This is a genomic window from Phenylobacterium sp. Root700 (assembly GCF_001429025.1).
GTDB lineage: Bacteria > Pseudomonadota > Alphaproteobacteria > Caulobacterales > Caulobacteraceae > Phenylobacterium.
This window is the reverse complement of the sequence record NZ_LMHT01000011.1, coordinates 72,416-90,747: the sequence shown is the minus strand read 5'-3', so window position 1 is coordinate 90,747 and position 18,332 is coordinate 72,416. Positions and strand designations below refer to the sequence as shown.

General features: G+C 67.4%; 19 protein-coding genes. 6 read left to right on the top strand and 13 right to left on the bottom strand.

Annotated elements, in window-relative coordinates:
* The first annotated feature begins 111 nt into the window (after positions 1–111).
* Positions 112–1,368 (top strand): serine hydrolase, encoded by a 1,257-nt coding sequence (locus tag ASE02_RS06040; protein WP_056732174.1) that lies wholly within the window; start codon positions 112–114, stop codon positions 1,366–1,368.
* Position 1,369: 1 nt separating this feature from the next.
* On the opposite strand, the gene ASE02_RS06035 is transcribed toward ASE02_RS06040, so the two are convergent.
* Positions 1,370–1,729, bottom strand: a complete 360-nt coding sequence (locus ASE02_RS06035) for a hypothetical protein (protein ID WP_056732169.1) — start codon at positions 1,727–1,729, stop codon at positions 1,370–1,372.
* Positions 1,730–1,870: 141 nt separating this feature from the next.
* Here ASE02_RS06035 and ASE02_RS06030 point away from each other — a divergent pair, with 141 nt between their 5' ends.
* Positions 1,871–2,092 (top strand): flagellar basal body rod C-terminal domain-containing protein, encoded by a 222-nt coding sequence (locus ASE02_RS06030; RefSeq protein WP_056732167.1) that lies wholly within the window; start codon positions 1,871–1,873, stop codon positions 2,090–2,092.
* Positions 2,093–2,140: 48 nt separating this feature from the next.
* A complete protein-coding gene (locus tag ASE02_RS06025) occupies positions 2,141–2,761 on the top strand; it encodes a TIGR02466 family protein (RefSeq protein ID WP_056732165.1) in 621 nt (206 codons plus the stop codon).
* 39 nt (positions 2,762–2,800) lie between these two features.
* Here the strand turns inward: ASE02_RS06025 and ASE02_RS22625 are convergent, their stop codons facing one another.
* The 4 genes from ASE02_RS22625 to ASE02_RS06005 all read right to left on the bottom strand — a co-directional run bounded on the left by ASE02_RS22625 (position 2,801) and on the right by ASE02_RS06005 (position 8,883).
* On the bottom strand, positions 2,801–3,691 hold the full coding sequence (locus ASE02_RS22625; protein WP_200957618.1) for a hypothetical protein: 891 nt from the start codon (positions 3,689–3,691) through the stop codon (positions 2,801–2,803).
* 187 nt (positions 3,692–3,878) lie between these two features.
* Positions 3,879–5,825 (bottom strand): RNA polymerase sigma factor RpoD, encoded by a 1,947-nt coding sequence (rpoD, locus tag ASE02_RS06015; RefSeq protein WP_056732163.1) that lies wholly within the window; start codon positions 5,823–5,825, stop codon positions 3,879–3,881.
* An 82-nt stretch (positions 5,826–5,907) separates the two neighbouring features.
* Positions 5,908–7,812: a DNA primase gene (gene dnaG / locus ASE02_RS06010; protein WP_056732162.1), complete on the bottom strand. Its 1,905-nt coding sequence runs from the start codon at positions 7,810–7,812 to the stop codon at positions 5,908–5,910.
* A 57-nt stretch (positions 7,813–7,869) separates the two neighbouring features.
* Complete coding sequence (locus ASE02_RS06005) at positions 7,870–8,883, bottom strand: sensor histidine kinase (protein WP_162257139.1); 1,014 nt, start codon at positions 8,881–8,883, stop codon at positions 7,870–7,872.
* 239 nt (positions 8,884–9,122) lie between these two features.
* On the opposite strand from ASE02_RS06005, the gene ASE02_RS06000 reads away from it, so the two are divergent.
* Positions 9,123–10,067, top strand: coding sequence for a DUF808 domain-containing protein (locus ASE02_RS06000; protein ID WP_056732158.1), 945 nt, complete (start codon positions 9,123–9,125; stop codon positions 10,065–10,067).
* Here ASE02_RS06000 and sigJ read toward each other — a convergent pair.
* The 4 genes from sigJ to ASE02_RS05980 form a co-directional block, all read right to left on the bottom strand.
* Positions 10,064–10,927 (bottom strand): RNA polymerase sigma factor SigJ, encoded by an 864-nt coding sequence (sigJ, locus tag ASE02_RS05995; protein ID WP_200957617.1) that lies wholly within the window; start codon positions 10,925–10,927, stop codon positions 10,064–10,066. The two genes, ASE02_RS06000 and sigJ, sit on opposite strands and share 4 nt — an antisense overlap.
* 12 nt (positions 10,928–10,939) lie before the next feature.
* Positions 10,940–11,491 carry a hypothetical protein gene (locus ASE02_RS05990; RefSeq protein WP_056732154.1) on the bottom strand — a complete coding sequence of 184 codons (552 nt, stop codon included), beginning with the start codon at positions 11,489–11,491 and terminating at the stop codon, positions 10,940–10,942.
* Positions 11,492–11,493: 2 nt separating this feature from the next.
* Positions 11,494–11,874, bottom strand: a complete 381-nt coding sequence (locus tag ASE02_RS05985) for a hypothetical protein (RefSeq protein ID WP_056732152.1) — start codon at positions 11,872–11,874, stop codon at positions 11,494–11,496.
* 189 nt (positions 11,875–12,063) lie between these two features.
* Positions 12,064–12,759, bottom strand: coding sequence for an HAD family hydrolase (locus ASE02_RS05980; RefSeq protein WP_156405927.1), 696 nt, complete (start codon positions 12,757–12,759; stop codon positions 12,064–12,066).
* A 156-nt stretch (positions 12,760–12,915) separates the two neighbouring features.
* On the opposite strand from ASE02_RS05980, the gene ASE02_RS05975 reads away from it, so the two are divergent.
* Both ASE02_RS05975 and carA read left to right on the top strand, forming a co-directional pair.
* Positions 12,916–14,052, top strand: coding sequence for a response regulator (locus ASE02_RS05975; RefSeq protein ID WP_056732148.1), 1,137 nt, complete (start codon positions 12,916–12,918; stop codon positions 14,050–14,052).
* 239 nt (positions 14,053–14,291) lie between these two features.
* Positions 14,292–15,458: a glutamine-hydrolyzing carbamoyl-phosphate synthase small subunit gene (gene carA / locus ASE02_RS05970; protein ID WP_056732146.1), complete on the top strand. Its 1,167-nt coding sequence runs from the start codon at positions 14,292–14,294 to the stop codon at positions 15,456–15,458.
* Between the two features lie 61 nt (positions 15,459–15,519).
* On the opposite strand, the gene ASE02_RS05965 is transcribed toward carA, so the two are convergent.
* The 4 genes from ASE02_RS05965 to ASE02_RS05950 form a co-directional block, all read right to left on the bottom strand.
* Positions 15,520–16,011 carry a fasciclin domain-containing protein gene (locus ASE02_RS05965; RefSeq protein WP_235536625.1) on the bottom strand — a complete coding sequence of 164 codons (492 nt, stop codon included), beginning with the start codon at positions 16,009–16,011 and terminating at the stop codon, positions 15,520–15,522.
* A 194-nt stretch (positions 16,012–16,205) separates the two neighbouring features.
* The gene (locus ASE02_RS05960; RefSeq protein ID WP_162257138.1) at positions 16,206–16,676 is read right to left on the bottom strand and encodes a YbjN domain-containing protein; all 471 of its coding nucleotides are present in this window, start codon (positions 16,674–16,676) and stop codon (positions 16,206–16,208) included.
* Between the two features lie 67 nt (positions 16,677–16,743).
* A complete protein-coding gene (locus ASE02_RS05955; protein WP_056732143.1) occupies positions 16,744–17,466 on the bottom strand; it encodes an anti-sigma factor domain-containing protein in 723 nt (240 codons plus the stop codon).
* Complete coding sequence (locus ASE02_RS05950; RefSeq protein WP_056732745.1) at positions 17,463–18,017, bottom strand: sigma-70 family RNA polymerase sigma factor; 555 nt, start codon at positions 18,015–18,017, stop codon at positions 17,463–17,465. The genes ASE02_RS05955 and ASE02_RS05950 overlap by 4 nt, the downstream gene beginning before the upstream one ends.
* Positions 18,018–18,332: the final 315 nt, after the last annotated feature.

The following is an 18,332-nucleotide window of genomic DNA, read 5'->3' as shown; positions in this document are numbered from 1 at the left end:
CCCCGACTGCGCGCGACAAAGCACCCTTGACGCTCGCGACGTCATCCATCGCATATCGTCGTCAAAGGTCGGGCCGCAGCGGACCCGACGCGACAACGGGCGAGGCGACACATGGACGGCGATCAGGCTCTGGGCGGCTTTTCTTCCGAAGGCCTGACGGCGATTCCGGCGGCGCTCGGGCCGGTGATCGAGGCCGGCGACCTCTCCGGCTTCGTCACCCTGCTGTGGCGCAAGGGCGAGATCGCCCAGGTCAACACCATCGGCCATCGCGACGTGGCCGGCGGCCTGCCGATGACCCGCGATACGATGTTCCGCATCGCCTCGATGACCAAGCCGATCACCTCCATCGCCGCCCTGATGCTGGTCGAGGAAGGCAAGCTCAAGCTCGACGATCCGATCACCAAGTGGATGCCGGAATTCGCCGACATGAAGGTGCTGAAGGCCGCCGACGGGCCGCTGGACGAGACCTATCCCGCGCCGCGCGACATCACCCTCAACGACCTGATGACCCACCGCTCAGGCCTGGCCTACGGCTTCACCTCGGCCGGCCCGATCGGCCCCGCCCATGAGGAGGTCCTGGGATCGCCGCTGCTGGTGCTTCACACCCCCGATGAATGGCTTAAGCGCCTCGCCTCCCTGCCGCTGTCCTATCCGCCTGGCGAGCGCTTCCACTACAGCCACGCGACCGACGTCCTGGGTTTCCTGGTCGGCCGGGTCGCCGGCATGCCCTATCGCGACTTCATCATGGAGCGGATCCTGAAGCCGCTCGGCATGAACGACACCGACTTCTGGTGCCCGCCCGAGAAGCGTGACCGGATGGCCAAGCTCTACCGGATCAATCCGGCGACCGACCAGATGCAGGACATCTCGTTCCCGCACAGCGACGCCCCGCCCGTGTTCTGCGCCGGCGGCGGCGGGCTGATCTCGACCGCCGACGACTACCTGAAGTTCGCCCGCATGATGCTGGCGGGCGGCGAACTGGACGGCGTGCGCTACGTGAAGCGCGAGATGCTGGACCTGATGCTGACCAACCAGCTCACGCCCGAGCAACGCGCGATCCCGTTCATGGGCATCCCGTTCTGGCTGGGCCAGGGCTTTGGCCTCGGGGCCTCGGTCATCACCGATCCGGCCAAGCAGGCCTGGATGGGCGCGGGTTCGGAAGGATCGTTCGGCTGGCCGGGCGCATTTGGCACCTGGTGGCAAGCCGATCCGGTCGAGGACATGGTGATGATCTATCTGATCCAGAACTCCATGCCGCTGGAGCCCGGCGCGGCGTCGCAGCTCGCCACCGGCCAACGCATGGGCGGCCGCGCGGCGCTTCCGGTGTTCCAGAAGCTGACCTACGCGGCCCTGGGCAAGGCCCGCTAGTCTAGTACGTGTTGCGGCCCGCGACGCACATCGGCTGGCCTTCATAGAGGTCGCCGATCAGGCTGCCGTCCTTGGCGGCCAGCTTGCGGGCCTTCTCGTACTTGCGGGTCTCGGCTTGAGGCTTCACGCCGTCGGGGCAGATCGGAACGTCGACCCGCGTACCGCGCTTGCAGATGCAGATGTCCTCGCGCTTATCGAGGCGGCTGCCTGGCACCTTGCAGACCACCGGCAGGGTCTGACCGCTGACGTCCAGGCAGATGACGGTCTGGGTCGGCGGGTTTTGCGACAGCGGCGCCTGGGCGGCGGCCAGGCCGGCGGAAGCGACAAACGCCACGGCGGCGATGAGGGCGGTGCGGATCATGGAACAATCCTCCTGTTCAGCTTCACTGTAGCATCAAGAGCGTGGCGCATTTCGGGCGGAGACACGCTAACCGAGCATTCACCACACACCTGCGCGAAGACTTAACCGCAAGCGCGCAATGTGAACGTGGGAGGGCCCGTCATGGATCCGATTGCCACCGCTCAGTACGGCATGCTCGCCGCCAGCCGCCGGTTCGAGGCCTCGGCCACGCGCGTCGTCCAGATGGGCGTCGAGGACGTAGACGTCGACCTGCCCGGCGAGATCGTCGAACAGATCACCGCCAAGCACGAGTTCTCGGCCAACGCCGCGGTGATCCGCACCTCGCAGGACATGGTCGGCGACCTGCTCGACATCCTGGCCTAAGACGCAGAGCCTTTGACAAGCGCCCCCAGGCCCAGTAGCGGCCAGGGCATGGCGCTACGCTCCCTCTTCGTCACCCAGGTCTATGAAGCCTCCCTCGCAGGCGATCGCGACTTCGCCGCGTTCAATGCGGAGCTCGAGGACACCTGCCGAATGCTGGCGGCCGAGGACATGGCCGGCCGCGCCTGGTGCAAGGAGCACCGCTATGGCGGCTACACCTCCTACGCCTCACTCGACGACCTGCCGACCCGGGCCAGCATCTTCGACGACCTGAAGCGCAAGCTGGATCGCCACGCCGCCGCCTTCGCCAAGGATCTGGAGCTGGATCTCGGCCGCCGCCGGCTGAAGCTCGACAGCCTGTGGGTCAACATCCTTAAGCCGGGCGCCGCCCATTCGGGCCACATCCACCCGCACAGCGTGCTGTCGGGTACGGTCTATGTCGCGATCCCGCCGGGGGCCAGCGCCCTGAAGCTGGAAGATCCGCGCCTGCCGTTGATGATGGCCGCCCCGCCCCGCACGGCCGACGCCGCCGAAAGCGCCCGCAGCTTCGTCTACCTGCAGCCCGAGCCCGGCACGGTGCTGATGTGGGAAAGCTGGCTGCGCCACGAGGTCCCCGCCAACGCCGCCAAGCAGGAACGGATCTCGGTCAGCTTCAACTACGCCTGGCGGTGAGTCACATTCCTCTCCCTTGGGAGAGGGCCGGTGCGGTGCCTACCGCCGCGCGCAGGCGCCGGGCTGGTATTCCTTCTGGCGGTTGAAAGCGTAGGTCTTGCCGTTGTAGCGAATGATCGGGAAGCAGAAGCCCGGCCCGCCGACCTCGATGTCCGGCCAGCCGCCCGCGCCCTTGGTCGCCAGGATCTCCGGGATGCCCTGGCTTTGGTAGACCGTTCGCCAGGTCCCGGCCGGCGCCTTCTCCATCAGATAGAAGCCCTGGCCGGTGTTGCCATAGCAGTAGGAGCCGGTCTCGGTGATGATCAGCTCCTTGCGGCCGTCGCCGTTCAGGTCGCGCACGCCTTCAGGCTCGATGAAGGCCTCGCACTCCGCATCCCCGCTGGTCCACTTGCCGCCACGCGAGGTGAAGCCCGCGGCGCGCAGGGCCGCGGCCTTCTCGGCGGCGGTGACGCCCCCGGCCGCAGGCTTTCCCGCCGGCTCGGCCGCGCAGGCGTTGGGCCGGACATAGCCGTCGCCGGCATATTTCCAAATGCGGGGACAGTTGCTGACCACGCGGGCGTCCAGCCATCCGGCGGTGCGGGTCGGCTCCCAGGTCAGGGCGCCGGTGTCGCGCGCAATGGCCCGCCACCGGCCGTCGCGGCCCTTGGCGACCACGGTGAACCACTCCCCCGCCCCGCCGTAGCAGGAGACGTTCTGGTCGACGGCGACAGCCTCCGGGGCGCCGTCGCCGTTCAGGTCGAGATAGGTGACCTTGGGCGTCGAGGCCGTGCCGCAGACATTGATCGCCTTCCCCCCGGCGATCTTGAAGCCGGCGGCCTGGAAGAGTTGCAGCCCCTCGGCCTGGCTCATCCGCGGCGGCGCGGTCTGAGCCGCCGCGCCGGACGCGCCCAGGATGCCGATCACGCCGGCGATGAAAGACAGCCTCTTCATAGCGCCCGCCTATCTCCTGATGGGCGCAGCCTGATCCGATATCGGCGTTATGTCATCCGCCACCCTGCGCCAAACCTCGGCAAGGGCACATAAAAACGCCCTCGACCAAGTCTGGAGAGACCTTGGTCGAGGGCGTGACGGCGCGATCAGAGCGCCGGTGTTGCTGTCCCGGAGACCGGGAGGTCGATTAGCTGTCGAGGAAGCTGCGCAGCTTCCGCGAGCGGCTCGGATGCTTCAGCTTGCGAAGCGCCTTGGCTTCGATCTGACGGATCCGTTCGCGGGTGACGCTGAACTGCTGGCCGACCTCTTCGAGGGTGTGGTCGGTGTTCATGCCGATGCCGAAGCGCATGCGCAGGACGCGTTCCTCACGCGGCGTCAGCGACGCCAACACGCGGGTGGTGGTCTCGCGCAGGTTCGACTGGATGGCCGCGTCGATGGGCAGGATCGCATTCTTGTCCTCGATGAAGTCGCCCAGGTGGCTGTCTTCTTCGTCCCCGATCGGGGTTTCGAGGGAGATCGGCTCCTTGGCGATCTTCAGGACCTTGCGGACCTTTTCCAGCGGCATGGCCAGCTTTTCGGCCAGCTCTTCCGGGGTCGGCTCGCGGCCGATCTCGTGCAGCATCTGGCGCGAGGTGCGGACGATCTTGTTGATCGTCTCAATCATGTGCACCGGAATACGGATCGTGCGGGCCTGGTCGGCGATCGAGCGGGTGATCGCCTGACGGATCCACCACGTCGCGTAGGTGGAGAACTTGTAGCCGCGGCGGTACTCGAACTTATCGACCGCCTTCATCAGGCCGATATTGCCTTCCTGAATAAGATCAAGGAATTGCAAGCCGCGGTTGGTGTACTTCTTGGCGATGGAGATCACGAGGCGCAGGTTGGCCTCGACCATTTCCTTCTTGGCCTGACGGGCCTCGCGCTCGCCCTTCTGCACCGTGTGGACGATGCGGCGATAGTCGTCGATCGGCACGCCGGTTTCGGTGGCCAGGGCGGCGATCTCGTTGCGGATGTCGCCGATCTGCGAGGCGTCGTTCTCGACGAACTTCGTCCAGCGCACGCCCAGCGGCTTCACCTTGTCGCCCCAGTTGGGCGACAGCTCTTGGCCGAAATAGGCCTTGAGGAATTCCGAGCGCGAGATGCCGTAGCTGTCGGCCAGGCGCAGCAGCCGGCCTTCAAGACCCATCAGACGCTTGTTGATCGCATAGAGCTGCTCGACGAGCGCCTCGATGCGGTTGTTGTTCAGCTTCAGCGTCTTCAGGTGCTGGACGATGGCCAACGAAGCGGTGGTGTAGGCCTTGCGGTCGGCGTCCGACAGGTCTTCGCCCTTGAGGCGCTTGCCGACCAGCTTTTCCTGCAGGGCGCGGAAGGAGTCGAATTCCGAGGCGATGGCGTCCAGGGTCGCCATGACCCCTTCGCGCAGTTCGCCTTCCATCGCGCTGATGGTCGGACCGGCGCCGTCATCGAAGTCGTCGTCGTCGTCGCTCTCGCCCTTGGCGATCGCTTCACCGTCCTCGGTGACCTCGGCCGATTCCTCGGCGGGCGGGGGCGCCTCGGCGGCCAGCAGTTCGGCGGCCGCGGCGTTGACGCCGCCATAGGTTTGTTCGAGGTCGATGACCTCACGCAGCAGAATGCGGCCGGTGCCCAGCTCTTCGCGCCACACCATGATGGCTTCGAAGGTCAGCGCGCTCTCGCACAGCCCGCGGATCATCGTGTCGCGGCCAGCTTCGATCCGCTTGGCGATGGCGATTTCGCCCTCGCGCGACAGCAGCTCGACCGAGCCCATTTCGCGCAGGTACATGCGCACCGGGTCGTCGGTTCGGTCGTAGGCGGGCTCCTTGGTCGTTTCCACGACCTGGGTTTCCTCGCGCACGGCGACCTCGCCGCCCTCGGCGTCTTCTTCGGCTTCAACGACGTTGACGCCCATCTCCGACAGCATGGCCAGCGTGTCTTCGATGGCCTCGGACGTCACTTCTTCCGACGGCAGGACCTTGTTCAGCTCGTCCATAGTGACGTAGCCGCGGGCTTTCGCCTGCTTGATGAACTTCTTGACGCCGGCGTCGGTGAGGTCGAGCAGGGGCCCGTCGCCGCCAGTCGATTCAGTCGTTTCCGCTTCGGCCGTATTGGTGCTCATCTAGGTCTCCGGATTTCGACTGACGACCCCATGCAAGGGTCGGGCCGAAGATGGTGAATAGCGAATAGACCCGTCGTACTCCTTACGACACGTCTCCCGCCCAAATCGTTCCCGTTCTGATCGCGCGTTTCAGTGCGTCACGTTCGCCTTTCAGGCGCTCGAGGGCTTCCATGTCGGAACGACCGCTCAGGTTTCCCTTTGCGGACGCAATAGCCTCGTCGAGCGCCGCGAGTCTCGAAAGACCCACGAATGCTTGCGACCACTGGGATTTAGCGACTTCGAGGGAGACATCCGGTTTCATGATGGGCGCGCCCGATTTCGCAGCGGCCCGGTCGATGTCTGTCAGCAGCGCATTAAACCCGCAAGACGCCAGATGGCGTGCGAGGACCTCGGTGTCAAGATGATCGGTGTCCAAACGGAATCGGATGATTTCGCCTGTCAACTCTTCGAGCGCCGGATCGCCGAACCCTTTGGAGATAAAGCGGTCCTCCAGATGGTCGTCCAGCACGGCCGGATCGCTGAGCGCGTGCTTGGCCATCGCGGCCGCCACCGGGTCCAGGGAATGGGCCAAGCGCTGGGCCGCGGCCTTGCCTGCGGCGGTCGGCGCGGGGTCCACCCAAGCCTTGCCCTGACCGCGCCAACCCTTTGACTGGCCAAAGCCTCCGCGTTGCGCGCGCGACCCGAAATCCTCCTGGTTCTGGCGCTTCTGCGGCGAACTCTCGTCGAAGCGCTGCATCAGGGCCTCGCGATAGGCCTGCTGCAAATCCTTGTCGGCGATCGTGCCGGCGGCGTTGCGCAGCCGGTTCTTGAAGCCGGCCCGACGCTCGGGGGTGTCGAGCGTTTCCAGGTCGTGTTCGCGCGTGAAGAGCGCGGTCACGAATGGCGTGGTCTGCGACAACTGGGCGCGGAGCGCGGCCGGCCCCTGCTCGCGCAGCACTTCGTCGGGGTCCTTGCCGCCCTCCACGATGGCGAATCGGAAGCTCTTGCCAGGCTTCAGCAGCGGCAGCGCCCGGTCGATGGACCGCGAGGCGGCTTGGCGACCGGCCCGATCGCCGTCGAAACACAGGGTCGGCTCCGGATGCAGACGCCAGAGCACCTCCATCTGCTCTTCGGTCAGGGCGGTCCCCATCGGCGCCACGGCGGCGATCCCGGCGCGCTGGCAGGCGATGGCGTCCATATAGCCTTCGACCACCACCAGCGGCGGGGTCTCGGCGCCCGGCGCGGCGGCCAGGATCTTCCGGGCCTCGGCAATGCCGTAGAGGGTGCGGCCCTTGTGGAAGAGCGGGCTCTCAGGACCGTTCAGGTATTTGGCGCGGGCCTGGGGATCCATCGCCCGGCCGCCGAACGACAGGATCCGGCCGCGCGCGTCGGAGATCGGGAAGATGATGCGATCGCGGAACCGGTCGTAGGGGGCGCCCCCCTCCTCCGGCGCGATCAGCATGCCGGACTCCACCAGTTCGGCCGGCTTGGCGCCCTTGGTGATCAGATAGTCCTTCAACGCCGTGCGGCTGGCCGGCGAAAATCCCAGCCGGAACCGGGCCCACTCGCTCTCAGGCAGGCCGCGGCGGTCCAGATAGGCGCGCGCCTCCTTGCCCTCGGGCCTGCGCAGCGCGGCCTCGAACCACTGGGCGGCCAGCTCCATCCAGTCCGACAGCCCCTGGCGCTGGCGCTCCTGCTCGGCGGCGCGCGGATCGGCGGCGGGCATGGTCAGCCCGGCCTCAGCCGCCAGCCGCTCCACGGCTTCCATAAACGAAAGCCGCTGGGTTTCCTGCAGGAACGAGATCAGGTCGCCGTTCTTGCCCGATGAAAAGTCGAAGAACTGGCCCTTTTCGTCGTTCACGTAGAACGAGGGCGTCTTCTCCTTGTTGAACGGCGAGAGCCCGACAAACTCCCTGCCCTGCTTGCGCAGTTTCACCGTCCGCCCGATCACGTCGGAGGGACGGAGGCGGGATTTGATCTCGTCGAGGAAGTGTTCGTCTACACGCACGGCGCTGATGATACGGCGCCTAAGGCTCCAGGCGCAGCCCCTCTCGTCGAATTGCCCTCAGTGATCCTGCAGATTGCGCATGGGGGCTTCCAGGTCGGCCTCGAACCCCTCTGGCCGATAGCGCCGATCCACAGCGCTCCCCGCGCCGAACCCCATGTCGATCAACCGACACCCAAAGCCCGTGCGCGACTGCGGCGGCACCGTCGGGCCGCCGGACTCCCGCCAGTAAATCCGCAGCATTTCCCCCGCCAAGCGCCAAGACAGATCCACGCGCCCTTCGGGAACCGACAGAGCGCCGTACTTGGCTGCGTTGGTGGCGAGTTCATACACAATCAACGACAGCGTCATCGTCGCGCTCGGCCCGATCTGGATGTCGGGCCCCTGGAGCCGGACCTGGTTCAGGCCGTCCAAGGGCGAAAGCGTCGCCTCGGCGACCCGTCGCAAGTCAGCCGCCGACCAGCTTTGCGCAAGTAGGGCGTCGTGGGCGCGCCCCAGCGCCACGACACGATCGGTAAAGGCTTCGACCGCATCGCGCTCCGCAACGTCCTTCAACGACTGCGCCGCCATCGCCTGGACCATGGCGAGGACGTTCTTCAAGCGGTGGCCCAGCTCCTGGGTCAGCAAATCCAGTTCGGCCCGCACCCTGACTGTGGCGGTCGTCTCGATGACGGTGTCCATCATTCCGGCGACAGTCCCGTCCGCCAGCCGCAGCGGACTGTAGCAGAAGGTGAACCACGCCTGCTCCGGCCGCCCGGACCGATCGATGACAAGCGGAAAGTCCTCGATGAAGGTCGCCTCGCCGGCCAGGGCGCGCTGAGCGATCGGCCCGATCTGGTCCCAGACCTCGGCCCACACCTGCGCGAACGAACGCCCCAGAGCCTCTGGCTTGTCGCCCAGGATCGGCAGGAACGCGTCGTTATAGATCGTAACCAGATCAGGCCCCCACACCACCGCCTTTGGGAAATGCGTCTCCAGAACGAAGCCGACCACGGTCTTCAGCTCGGGCGGCCAGGTCTCCGGGGACCCCAACGGGGTGTCCGCCCAGTCGAATTCGCGCACAAGACGCGCCATCCGGCCGCCTCCGACCGCGAAGGGGATCGAGGCTTGCTGATCTTCCCGCCGCGGCATCGGGCAGGCCCATCCTTATAACCGCCTCAAGCCCGACAGGAGCCGGGGCGGGAACCGCCATTTGGGATGGCGTTCGCATGTCGCGACCGCACATAGGCTCGAAGAGACTTTACGGTCATGGCCTGAACCCGTAGCGACGAAGCCCATAGGCTCAAGTCTTTCGATCAACAGAGGTTCCGCCGATGGCTTCCGGTCTTGTCGCGCTGCTCGATGACGTCGCGGGGATCGCCAAGATCGCCGCCGCCTCGCTGGACGATGTCGCGGCCGCGGCCGGCAAGGCGGGGACCAAGGCCGTCGGGGTGGTGGTCGACGACACCGCGGTGACGCCGGGCTATGCGATGGGCTTCACGCCCGACCGGGAACTGCCGATCGTCGTCAAGATCGCCATCGGCTCGCTGCGCAACAAGCTGCTGTTCCTGCTGCCCGGCGCGCTGCTGCTCAGCGCGTTCGCGCCCTGGGCGGTGACGCCGCTGCTGATGATGGGCGGCGCCTATCTCTGCTTCGAGGCGACCGAGAAGATCATCGAGGCGTTCAGCCCGCACGGCGACGACGACATCACCGACGAACTGGCGCTCAGCGCCAAGGACCTGGAGGACCAGAAGGTCGCCGGCGCGATCCGCACCGACCTGATCCTCTCGGCCGAGATCATGGCCATCGCCCTGGCCGACGTGGCCGACCGGCCGCTGGGCGTCCAGGCTGGGGCCCTGGCCCTGGTCGGGGTCGGGATCACCATCGTCGTCTACGGCGTCGTCGCCCTGATCGTGAAGATGGACGACATCGGACTGCACCTGGCCGCGCGCAGGACGTCGGCGGTTCAGGCGCTCGGCCGCGTGATGGTCAAGGCCATGCCGGTGGTGATGCACTGGCTCACCCTGATCGGCACCGGGGCCATGCTGTGGGTCGGCGGCGGCATCCTGGTCCACGGCCTGGCGCATTTCAAACTGACCCCCATCCCCCACTGGGTCGAGGGACTGTCGCATTGGGCCGGCGCGGTTCCCGGCATCGGCGCCGTGACCGGCTGGACGGCGATGGCCGCAGGCTCGGCCGTGGTCGGCTTCGTGGTCGGTGCGATCATCGTCGGCGTGATCCACCTGCTGCCGCGCCGCAAGGCGCACCAGGCGGCCTAACCCAGACGAGTCAGCTTGTCGGGGTTGCGGACCATATAGATGGCGGCCAGCTTGCCGTCCTCGCCGGGCTGGAAAGCCACGGTCATGGGACCGTCCTCACGCTCCATCACGATGCCCGGATAGCCGTTGATCCGCACAGCGCGGAAGCTGAGCGGCCAGACCTCCTCGCCGCCGGCCCGCCAGGCGATACCCTCCAGCAACCGGATGATGTCCTCGCGGCCGATCAGCGGGCGCAGCGAGGCCTTCCGCTTACCGCCGCCGTCGGAGACCATCACCGCGTCCTCGGCCAGCACCGCCGACAACGCGGCCATGTCGCCCTGCGCGGCCGCCGCCATGAAGGCCGCGGCCAGCTTGGCGGCGTCCTCCTGGCTGACGGTGAAACGGGGCCGGTTGTCGCGGACGTGGGCGCGAGCGCGGGTCGCCAGCTGGCGCACGGCCGCCTCGTTACGGCCCAGCGTCTCGGCCACCGAGCCGTAGTCCTCGTCGAACACGTCGTGCAGCAGGAAGACCGCCCGCTCCAGCGGCGACAGCCGCTCCAGCGCCAGCAGGAAGGCCACCGACACGTCCTCGGCCCGCTCGACGGGATCGACATTCAGCTCCTCGATCAGCGGCTCCGGCAGCCAAGGCCCGCGATAGGCCTCGCGCTGGGCCTTGGCCGAGCGCATCCGGTCGATGCAGATGCGGCTGGTGACGCGGACCAGCCAACCGGCGGGATCGAGCACCTCATCGCCGGTTCGCGTCCAACGCAGCCAGGCGTCCTGCACCACGTCCTCGGCCTCGGCGACCGAGCCCAGCATGCGGTAGGCCAGCCGCGTCAGGCGCGGGCGCTGGGCTTCGAAGGCTTCGATGTCTGCAGCCACGATGACGCTCCCTCAGGCGGCGATCGGAACATGGACGACGGGGGTGGCGATCCCCGCCACGGTGACCTTCGAACAGGCTCGGCCGTAGCCGAGCGCGTACTTCAAGGTGGGATACATCCGTGCGGCGGTCAGCGACAGGCTGATGGCGACCAGGCCCGCCTCCCCCCAGCGCCGAACGATCGCCTCGCGCAGCGGATCGACCGCCTCCAGGTCACGCGCCAGGCTGGCGCGGGCGAAGCGCCAGGCGATGGCCGCGCTCTCGCCCATCTCCGCCTCGTTCCCAGCCAGAATCGCCCGCAGCACGTTCGGCGCGACGCCCTCGGCGGCGGCCATGTCCACGACGATCTGAGTGCAGGGCCCGCAGTCCTCGGCCAGGGTCCCGACAAGCTTGGCGGCGGCGACGGCCTCGGCGGGCGCCGCCTTGAGATCGACCATCTGGCTGACCATGCCGAACTTCAGCGCGCTCATCGGGTTCACCTTGAGGACTAGGCGCAGATAGCTGGCGTCATAGCCCCACAGGCGTTCCATCTTGTCGATCTGGCGAGCGATCATGGCTTTCAACATGGTCAGGCTCCACGGCGTGCGAAGACGGCGAGTCCTGCCGCGAGCACGGCGGGCAGATAGACGCCGGGCAGATCGCGGATCAGGTCGGCGGCCGGATTGGACGAGCAGCTGGCGTCGAAGATGTGGATGCCTGCGTGCAACACCAGGAACGCCGCGGCGGCGACCAGCGCCGGCCAGCCCTGGACCGGCCGCCAGGCGAACCAGGCCAGCCCTCCTGCCGTCACCAGATAGGCCGCGCCGATATCCCTGACGAAATGAGGGTTATAAGCGCCGGTGGCGATCACGCCCGGCACGGCGCTGTACCACCAGAATGAGGCCAGCAGCATGGCCAGGGCGTTGGCGCCCAAAGCCACCGCGAGCCCGCCCGAAAGTATGCGCGACATGTGATTTCCTCCGACCTTCGCCTCAAGGACGGATCGCAGGCGCGCGTTGTGACATCCACGCCGCTCGTCATCCTCCGGTCGTCTGAAAGACGAGCCGGGGGACCCAAANTTCTAGGTTCGCAACTCAGCTTGGGTCCCCCGGATCTCGCTTCGCGAGCCCGGAGGATGACGAGCGTTGGGTGGCGGGCCTCAGCTCAGCCCGGCGATCCAGGCCGGCAGGTCGCGGATCGAGGCCAGTTCGGCGAAGCGCGGATGGCCGGTGGGCGCATCGGCCACTTCATGGGCCCAGATCAGCGGATAGGGGATGTAAGCTGCGTAGGCGCCCGCCTCGACGGCTGGCAGGATGTCCGAGCGCATGGAGTTGCCGCACATCACCGCCTGCGCGGCGCCGGTGCCATGGCGGGCGAAGACCCGGCTGTAGGTCGAAGCGTCCTTTTCGCTGACGATCTCGACCGCCGCGAACAGGTCGCCCAGGCCCGAGGCCGCCAGCTTCTGCTCCTGATGCAGCAGGTCGCCCTTGGTGATCAGCACCAGCCGGTAGAGCTTGGAAAGCTCGGCCAGGGTGTCGTCGACGCCAGGCAGCGGCTCGACCGGCTCGGTCAGCATCTCGCGACCGACCGCCAGGATCTCGCGGATCACCCGCGCCGGGGCCTCGCCGCCGGTCAGCTCCATGGCCGTCTCGATCATCGAGAGGGTGAAGCCCTTCACCCCATAGCCGTAGAGCCGCAGGTTGCGCTTCTCCACCTCGGCCAGCCGCGTCTCAAGCACGGTCTTGTCCGCGACGTCGGACAGCAGGTCTGTGAACCTGTCATGGGTCAGACGGAAGATGGTTTCGTTATGCCAAAGGGTGTCGTCAGCGTCCAAGCCGACCGTGGTGATGCTCATGGCCGCTGAAATAACCGCTCGAGCGCGAAAAGCGAACCCAGGCGCCCAATTGCTGGGCGCTTTTCACTTTCTGCACGTCGAACGGGCGGCGGACGCATTCCAGCAATCCTGCCGCGCCATCTGATCGACCCAAGCGGTTCGTTGGGGTCAGTATACATGCCGAAGGCGGGGCTTCGGAATTGGGGCGGCGTGCTGGCGCGCGGCCTGGGTCGCCTGCTGGGCGGCAAGGCCCTGGCCGACGCCGAGGCGAAGGCGCGCATGGCCGGCGATCGCCTGCGCGAGGCCATCGACCTGCTGCCGGAGGGGGTGGTCTTCCTGGACCACCAGGGCCGCTACATCCTCTGGAACAAACGCTACGCCGAGATCTACCACCGCTCGGCCGACCTCTTCAGTTCCGAAGCCCGGCTGGCCGACACCCTGCGCGAGGGGGTGGCGCGCGGCGACTATCCCGACGCGGTCGGCCGCGAGGAAGAATGGCTCTCCGCCCGGCTCGACAAACTGCTGAACCCGACCGGCGAGCGTCACGAGCAGCGCCTGGCCGACGGCCGCTGGCTGATGATCGAGGAGCGCCGCACCGCCGACGGCGGGGTCATCGGCCTGCGCGTCGACATCACCCAGATGAAGCGCCAGGCCGCGGCGCTGGAAGACGCCCTGCACCGCGCCGAGGTCGCCAGCCGCGCCAAGAGCGAGTTCGTCGCCGACATGAGCCACGAGCTGCGCACGCCGCTGAACGGGGTGACCGGCCTGATCCAGGCGCTGGAGAAGACCCATCTATCCAAGACCCAGAGCGCGCTGCTGGCCGATATCGCCGCCTCGGCCGGGCAGTTGGAGAAGCTGGTGACCGGGCTGCTGGACTATGGCGACGCCGCGCTCGCCACCGACATTTCGCCGCCCGCCCCCGTCGCCCACGATGTTGACGGCCCGCCGCTGCGGGTGCTGGCCGCCGACGACAATCCCACCAACCGCAAGGTGCTGGAGCTGATGCTGGGCGCGGCTGGCGCGCAGGTGGTGAGCGTCGAGAACGGCCAGCAGGCGGTGGAGGCCTGGCGCGGCGGCGCCTTCGACGTCGTGCTGATGGACCTGCGCATGCCGGTGATGGACGGGCTGGCCGCCATCCGCGCGATCCGCGAGGCCGAGGCGCCGGGCCTGCCGCGCGCGCCGATCATCGTCATCAGCGCCAACACCTCGCCGGGCGACCTGCAGGCCTCGACCGCGGCCGGCGCCGACCGCCACATCGGCAAGCCGATCAGGGCCGAGGCGTTGTTCGGCGCGATCTCAGGCGTCCTGGCCTAAGGCGGCTGCAGAAGGCCTGCCAGCGTCAGGTCAAAGCCGACCGCGTCCTTTTCCACAAGGCGATCGACGGTTGGGAGGATCAAGACGCGGCGAAGTGCGTTAGAGACCCGCATTGACCCAGCGACCGCGAGTCAGTACCTACGCGGCCGTTTGCCGACACAAGCGGACAGATTGAACGGGCGGGGTTCTCCCTGGCCCGCCTTTTTGCGAGCATGCGGCCCATCCATGGAGACGCCGAGATGACTGTTGAACTCCTTCCAGGTGTCACCGGCGTTCTGGTCCTGGCGGACGGAACCGTCCTGCAAGGCGTCGGCGTCGGCGCGACGGGCGACGCGGTTGGCGAGGTCTGCTTCAACACCGCCATGACCGGCTACCAGGAGATCCTGACGGACCCCTCCTACATGGCCCAGATCGTGGCCTTCACCTTCCCGCACATGGGCAATGTCGGCGTCAACACCGAGGACATCGAGCAGATGTCCGGCTCGGCCGAGACCGCGGCGCGCGGCGCGATCTTCCGCGACGTGCCGACCCCGCCGGCCAACTGGCGCTCGCAAGGCGACCTCGACACCTGGATGAAGCGTCGCGGCGTCGTCGGCCTGGCCGGCGTCGACACCCGCGCCCTGACCCGCGCGATCCGCGAGAAGGGCATGCCGCACGGCGTCATCGCCCACTCGCCCGACGGCCAGTTCGACATCGCCGCCCTGACCGAAAAGGCCAAGGCCTGGGCCGGTCTCGAAGGCCTGGACCTGGCCAAGGACGCCTCCTGCCTGCAGCCGTTCGTCTATGACGAAGGCCTGTGGACCTGGCCGGAAGGCTACGCCAAGGCCGGCGAGCCCAAATACGAGGTCGTGGTTCTCGACTACGGCGTGAAGCGCAACATCCTGCGCGCCCTGACCTCGATCGGCGCCCGCGTCACCGTGGTGCCGGCCAAGACCTCCGCCGAGGACGTCCTGGCCCGCAAGCCCGACGGCGTGCTGCTGTCGAACGGTCCCGGCGATCCGGCGGCCACCGGCGAGTACGCGGTTCCCGAAATCAAGAAGCTGGTCGAAAGCGGCGTGCCGATCTTCGGCATCTGCCTTGGGCACCAGATGATGGCCCGCGCGCTGGGCGCCACCACCGTGAAGATGGAACAGGGCCACCACGGCGCGAACCATCCGGTCAAGGACGTCACCACCGGCAAGGTGGAGATCGTCTCGATGAACCACGGCTTCACCGTCGATCGCGACAGCCTGCCCGAGCCGGTGGTCGAGACCCATATCTCGCTGTTCGACGGCACCAACGCCGGGATCGCCCTCAAGGACCGCCCGGTGTTCTCGGTGCAACATCACCCGGAAGCCTCTCCCGGCCCCACGGACTCGCTCTACCTGTTCGAGCGCTTCGCGGGCCTGATGGACGCCCGCAAGTAGGACAGTTCGCCGACGCCCTCCCCCACCACGTTGGAGGGAGGGTTTCGGCGATGTTCGATCCTCAGGGCATCAGCACCGTGTCCACCACGTGGATCACGCCGTTGGACTGATTGACGTCGGCGATCGTCACCTTCGAAGCGCCATGCTTAGCGTCGTGGACGACCAGACCGCCGCCCATGGCCATGACCGTCAGGTTTTCGCCCTCGACCGTCTTCAGCACAGCCTTGCCGCCACCGGCCTTCACCCGCGCCGCCAGATCCGCACCGGTCAGCCTGCCCGCCACGACGTGATAGGTCAGCACCTTGGCCAGGGCCGGCTTGTTCTCGGGCTTCAACAATCCCTCGACGGCTCCGGCGGGAAGCTTGGCGAAGGCCTCGTTGGTCGGCGCGAAGACCGTGAACGGTCCTGGACCCGATAGGGTGTCGACCAGCCCGGCGGCCTTCACCGCGGCCACCAAGGTCGTGTGATCCTTCGAATTGACGGCGTTCTGGACAATATTCCGAGACGGGTACATCGCCGCCCCGCCGACCATCACAGTCTTTTCGGCGCCCATCGAACTTGCCATTTGAGCAGATGCGCCACCAGCTAGAAGGCATGCGGCGGCAACGCCGGCGACGAGCGCCGGGATAAACTTGGAAGTCATTCCTGGTGTCCTTGATTTTCTTGTCGCTGCGACGGCGACATCAAGGATACGGCGGCGGGATCTGCGGAGATGCAGTCCCGCCGGCTATTTGTTTCCGGCCGACGCTATTTCCAGCCGGCGAGTTCCTTCATGTCCGGCACAAAGCTCAGCCAGACCGCGAAGTCGTCGTCGAGGGCCTCGCGGCTGCCGCCGGGGCTGACATTGGCGTCATAGGTGAACCAGGGATCGCCCTCGTCGTCGAGAAAGCAGTCCACGTAGCGCTTGCCCTCGTTCCAGGTGTTCACCTTGGCCAGCTCAAGCTTCTCGTCCAGGTCGAACCCGGCGATGAACTGCATCGAGGCGCAGCGGTCCTTCTTGCAGTCATAGAGGTGGACGTCGAAGCTGACCCCGTCCGAGGCGCTCTTCAGATAGGAGTCACCGTCGGTGTCCTTGGCCATTTCGGCCTTGTAGCCGCTGTCGGTGAGCCAGGACTGCACCTCCTTGGCGGTCATGCCGTCCTTGTGGAACTCCACGGCCTGCGCATCGCCCAGGCCAACCAAAGCCGCGACGCTCGCCGCGAGCAAAAGCGCTCTCATCATCAATCCTCTGAACTCTTGCGAGGAACATAGGGCGCCTCGAAGCTGCAACGCCAGGGCGTACGGCTCAGATCCTGGCCAGCTTGCCGATCGCGGCCACCGGTCCCGAGGGACCATCCTGCTGGGAGCCGCCCATGGGCTCGACCGACACCGCCATCGACGCACCTTCGGTGGCCATGGCGGCCATTCGGTCGGAGATCGGCATCGACTTCGAGGCTCCCTGCTCGACCAGCCCCAGCGAGCGCGGCTTGCCGTCGGCCGGGATCAGCCAAAGCTCGTGGCTGTGGGTCGGGTCTGAACCCGGCGGCACCAGCGAGGCGACCAGCACCGCCTTGCGCTGCGGATCATAGGCGGCGAGGAACATCGGCCGCCCGCCGGACGTCGGCATCAGGCGCGCGTTCATCATCGGCCCAGGCGGCGGCGTGACGATGATCGGCGGCGGGCGGGTCGCGAGCACCGCGACCATGGCCAGGCTGGCGGCCGCAAGAGCGAGCGACCCCACCGTCGCGCCGCGCCAGAACCGCAGCCGCCGCCGCACGACCGCCTGGTTGTCATTGACCGACAGGCCCCCAGCAATGCGCGGCCACAGGCCGGCGGGAGGCTGGACAGCCTCCACCTCCTCCGCCAGAGAGGCCAGCCGCTCGCGCCAGGCCTCGACCTTGGCCGCAAAGGCAGGGTCGCTCGCCATCCGCAGCTCGGCGGCGGCGCGCTCGGCGGCGGTCAGCACGCCCAGCGCGTGTTCGGCGGCCAGGGCTTCATCTTGCGGGAGTTCGGGACCGATGTCGCTCATCGCTCAAGGCACCCCTTGAGCTTCAGCAGGCCGCGCCGGATCCAGCTCTTCACGGTGCCCAGCGGCGTGTCGAGACGCTGAGCCAGGGCCTCGTAGGTGACGCCCTCGAAGAAGGCGATGCGGATCACCTTAGCCGTCCGCTCGTCCAGCTCGGCCAGGCAGCGATGCAGCGCCGCGCCATCCTGGGCGGCCTCCAGCAAGGCCTCGGCGCGGGGCGCGGTGTCCTCGATCTCCATCTCGTCGACCGGTTGGGCGTAGGCCAGCGGACCGCGGGCCCGCAGCCGGTCGATGGCCCGGTTGCGGGCGATGGTCGACATCCAGGTCATGACGCTGGCCCGGCCCGCATCGAAGCGGTCGGCCCTACGCCAGATCGTCAGATAGACCTCCTGCAACACGTCTTCGCTCTCATCCCGGTTGGAGAGGATACGCAGGCAGACGCCAAAAAGCTTCGCGGAGGACGCCTGATAGAGCTGCTGCAGAGCTGCGCGATCGCCGGACGCTATGCGCGGCAACAGATCGGCGAGCGGATCATGGGTGGAGATCGCGGCCAAGGCGCCCTTCACAGACGACGTTCGGCAACCAAGCTGCCCCAGGCGGCCAGTCAAGGGAAGCCTGGAAGCGCCTGGCCTGACCGCCGACGAATACCTTGACGCGGCCCAGCAACGTCGCCGCTGGAAGGGCGACCGGGAAAGATTTCCTGAGTTTTCCCAAAACCCAGATCAGCCGCCGCGCTCCGCCGTCACGTATGAACGAAAACAGCCGCCGTCGAAGAACTGCTGATCGCGCAAGGCGGCCTCGGCTCCACGGCCAACCGCGGAGAGGCGTGGAGTGTGGCTTTCCCGCCACCACGCATCCGCCAGGGCCGG

What these genes read in the sequence shown, in the direction of transcription:
- ASE02_RS06040 (WP_056732174.1), top strand. Translation starts at nt 112, where the DNA reads ATGGACGGCGATCAGGCTCTGGGCGGCTTTTCTTCCGAAGGCCTGACG.
- ASE02_RS06035 (WP_056732169.1), bottom strand. Translation starts at nt 1,729, where the DNA reads ATGATCCGCACCGCCCTCATCGCCGCCGTGGCGTTTGTCGCTTCCGCC.
- ASE02_RS06030 (WP_056732167.1), top strand. Translation starts at nt 1,871, where the DNA reads ATGGATCCGATTGCCACCGCTCAGTACGGCATGCTCGCCGCCAGCCGC.
- ASE02_RS06025 (WP_056732165.1), top strand. Translation starts at nt 2,141, where the DNA reads ATGGCGCTACGCTCCCTCTTCGTCACCCAGGTCTATGAAGCCTCCCTC.
- ASE02_RS22625 (WP_200957618.1), bottom strand. Translation starts at nt 3,691, where the DNA reads ATGAAGAGGCTGTCTTTCATCGCCGGCGTGATCGGCATCCTGGGCGCG.
- rpoD (WP_056732163.1), bottom strand. Translation starts at nt 5,825, where the DNA reads ATGAGCACCAATACGGCCGAAGCGGAAACGACTGAATCGACTGGCGGC.
- ASE02_RS06005 (WP_162257139.1), bottom strand. Translation starts at nt 8,883, where the DNA reads ATGGCGCGTCTTGTGCGCGAATTCGACTGGGCGGACACCCCGTTGGGG.
- ASE02_RS06000 (WP_056732158.1), top strand. Translation starts at nt 9,123, where the DNA reads ATGGCTTCCGGTCTTGTCGCGCTGCTCGATGACGTCGCGGGGATCGCC.
- ASE02_RS05990 (WP_056732154.1), bottom strand. Translation starts at nt 11,491, where the DNA reads ATGTTGAAAGCCATGATCGCTCGCCAGATCGACAAGATGGAACGCCTG.
- ASE02_RS05985 (WP_056732152.1), bottom strand. Translation starts at nt 11,874, where the DNA reads ATGTCGCGCATACTTTCGGGCGGGCTCGCGGTGGCTTTGGGCGCCAAC.
- ASE02_RS05980 (WP_156405927.1), bottom strand. Translation starts at nt 12,759, where the DNA reads ATGAGCATCACCACGGTCGGCTTGGACGCTGACGACACCCTTTGGCAT.
- ASE02_RS05975 (WP_056732148.1), top strand. Translation starts at nt 12,916, where the DNA reads ATGCCGAAGGCGGGGCTTCGGAATTGGGGCGGCGTGCTGGCGCGCGGC.
- carA (WP_056732146.1), top strand. Translation starts at nt 14,292, where the DNA reads ATGACTGTTGAACTCCTTCCAGGTGTCACCGGCGTTCTGGTCCTGGCG.
- ASE02_RS05965 (WP_235536625.1), bottom strand. Translation starts at nt 16,011, where the DNA reads ATGGGCGCCGAAAAGACTGTGATGGTCGGCGGGGCGGCGATGTACCCG.
- ASE02_RS05960 (WP_162257138.1), bottom strand. Translation starts at nt 16,676, where the DNA reads ATGAGAGCGCTTTTGCTCGCGGCGAGCGTCGCGGCTTTGGTTGGCCTG.
- ASE02_RS05955 (WP_056732143.1), bottom strand. Translation starts at nt 17,466, where the DNA reads ATGAGCGACATCGGTCCCGAACTCCCGCAAGATGAAGCCCTGGCCGCC.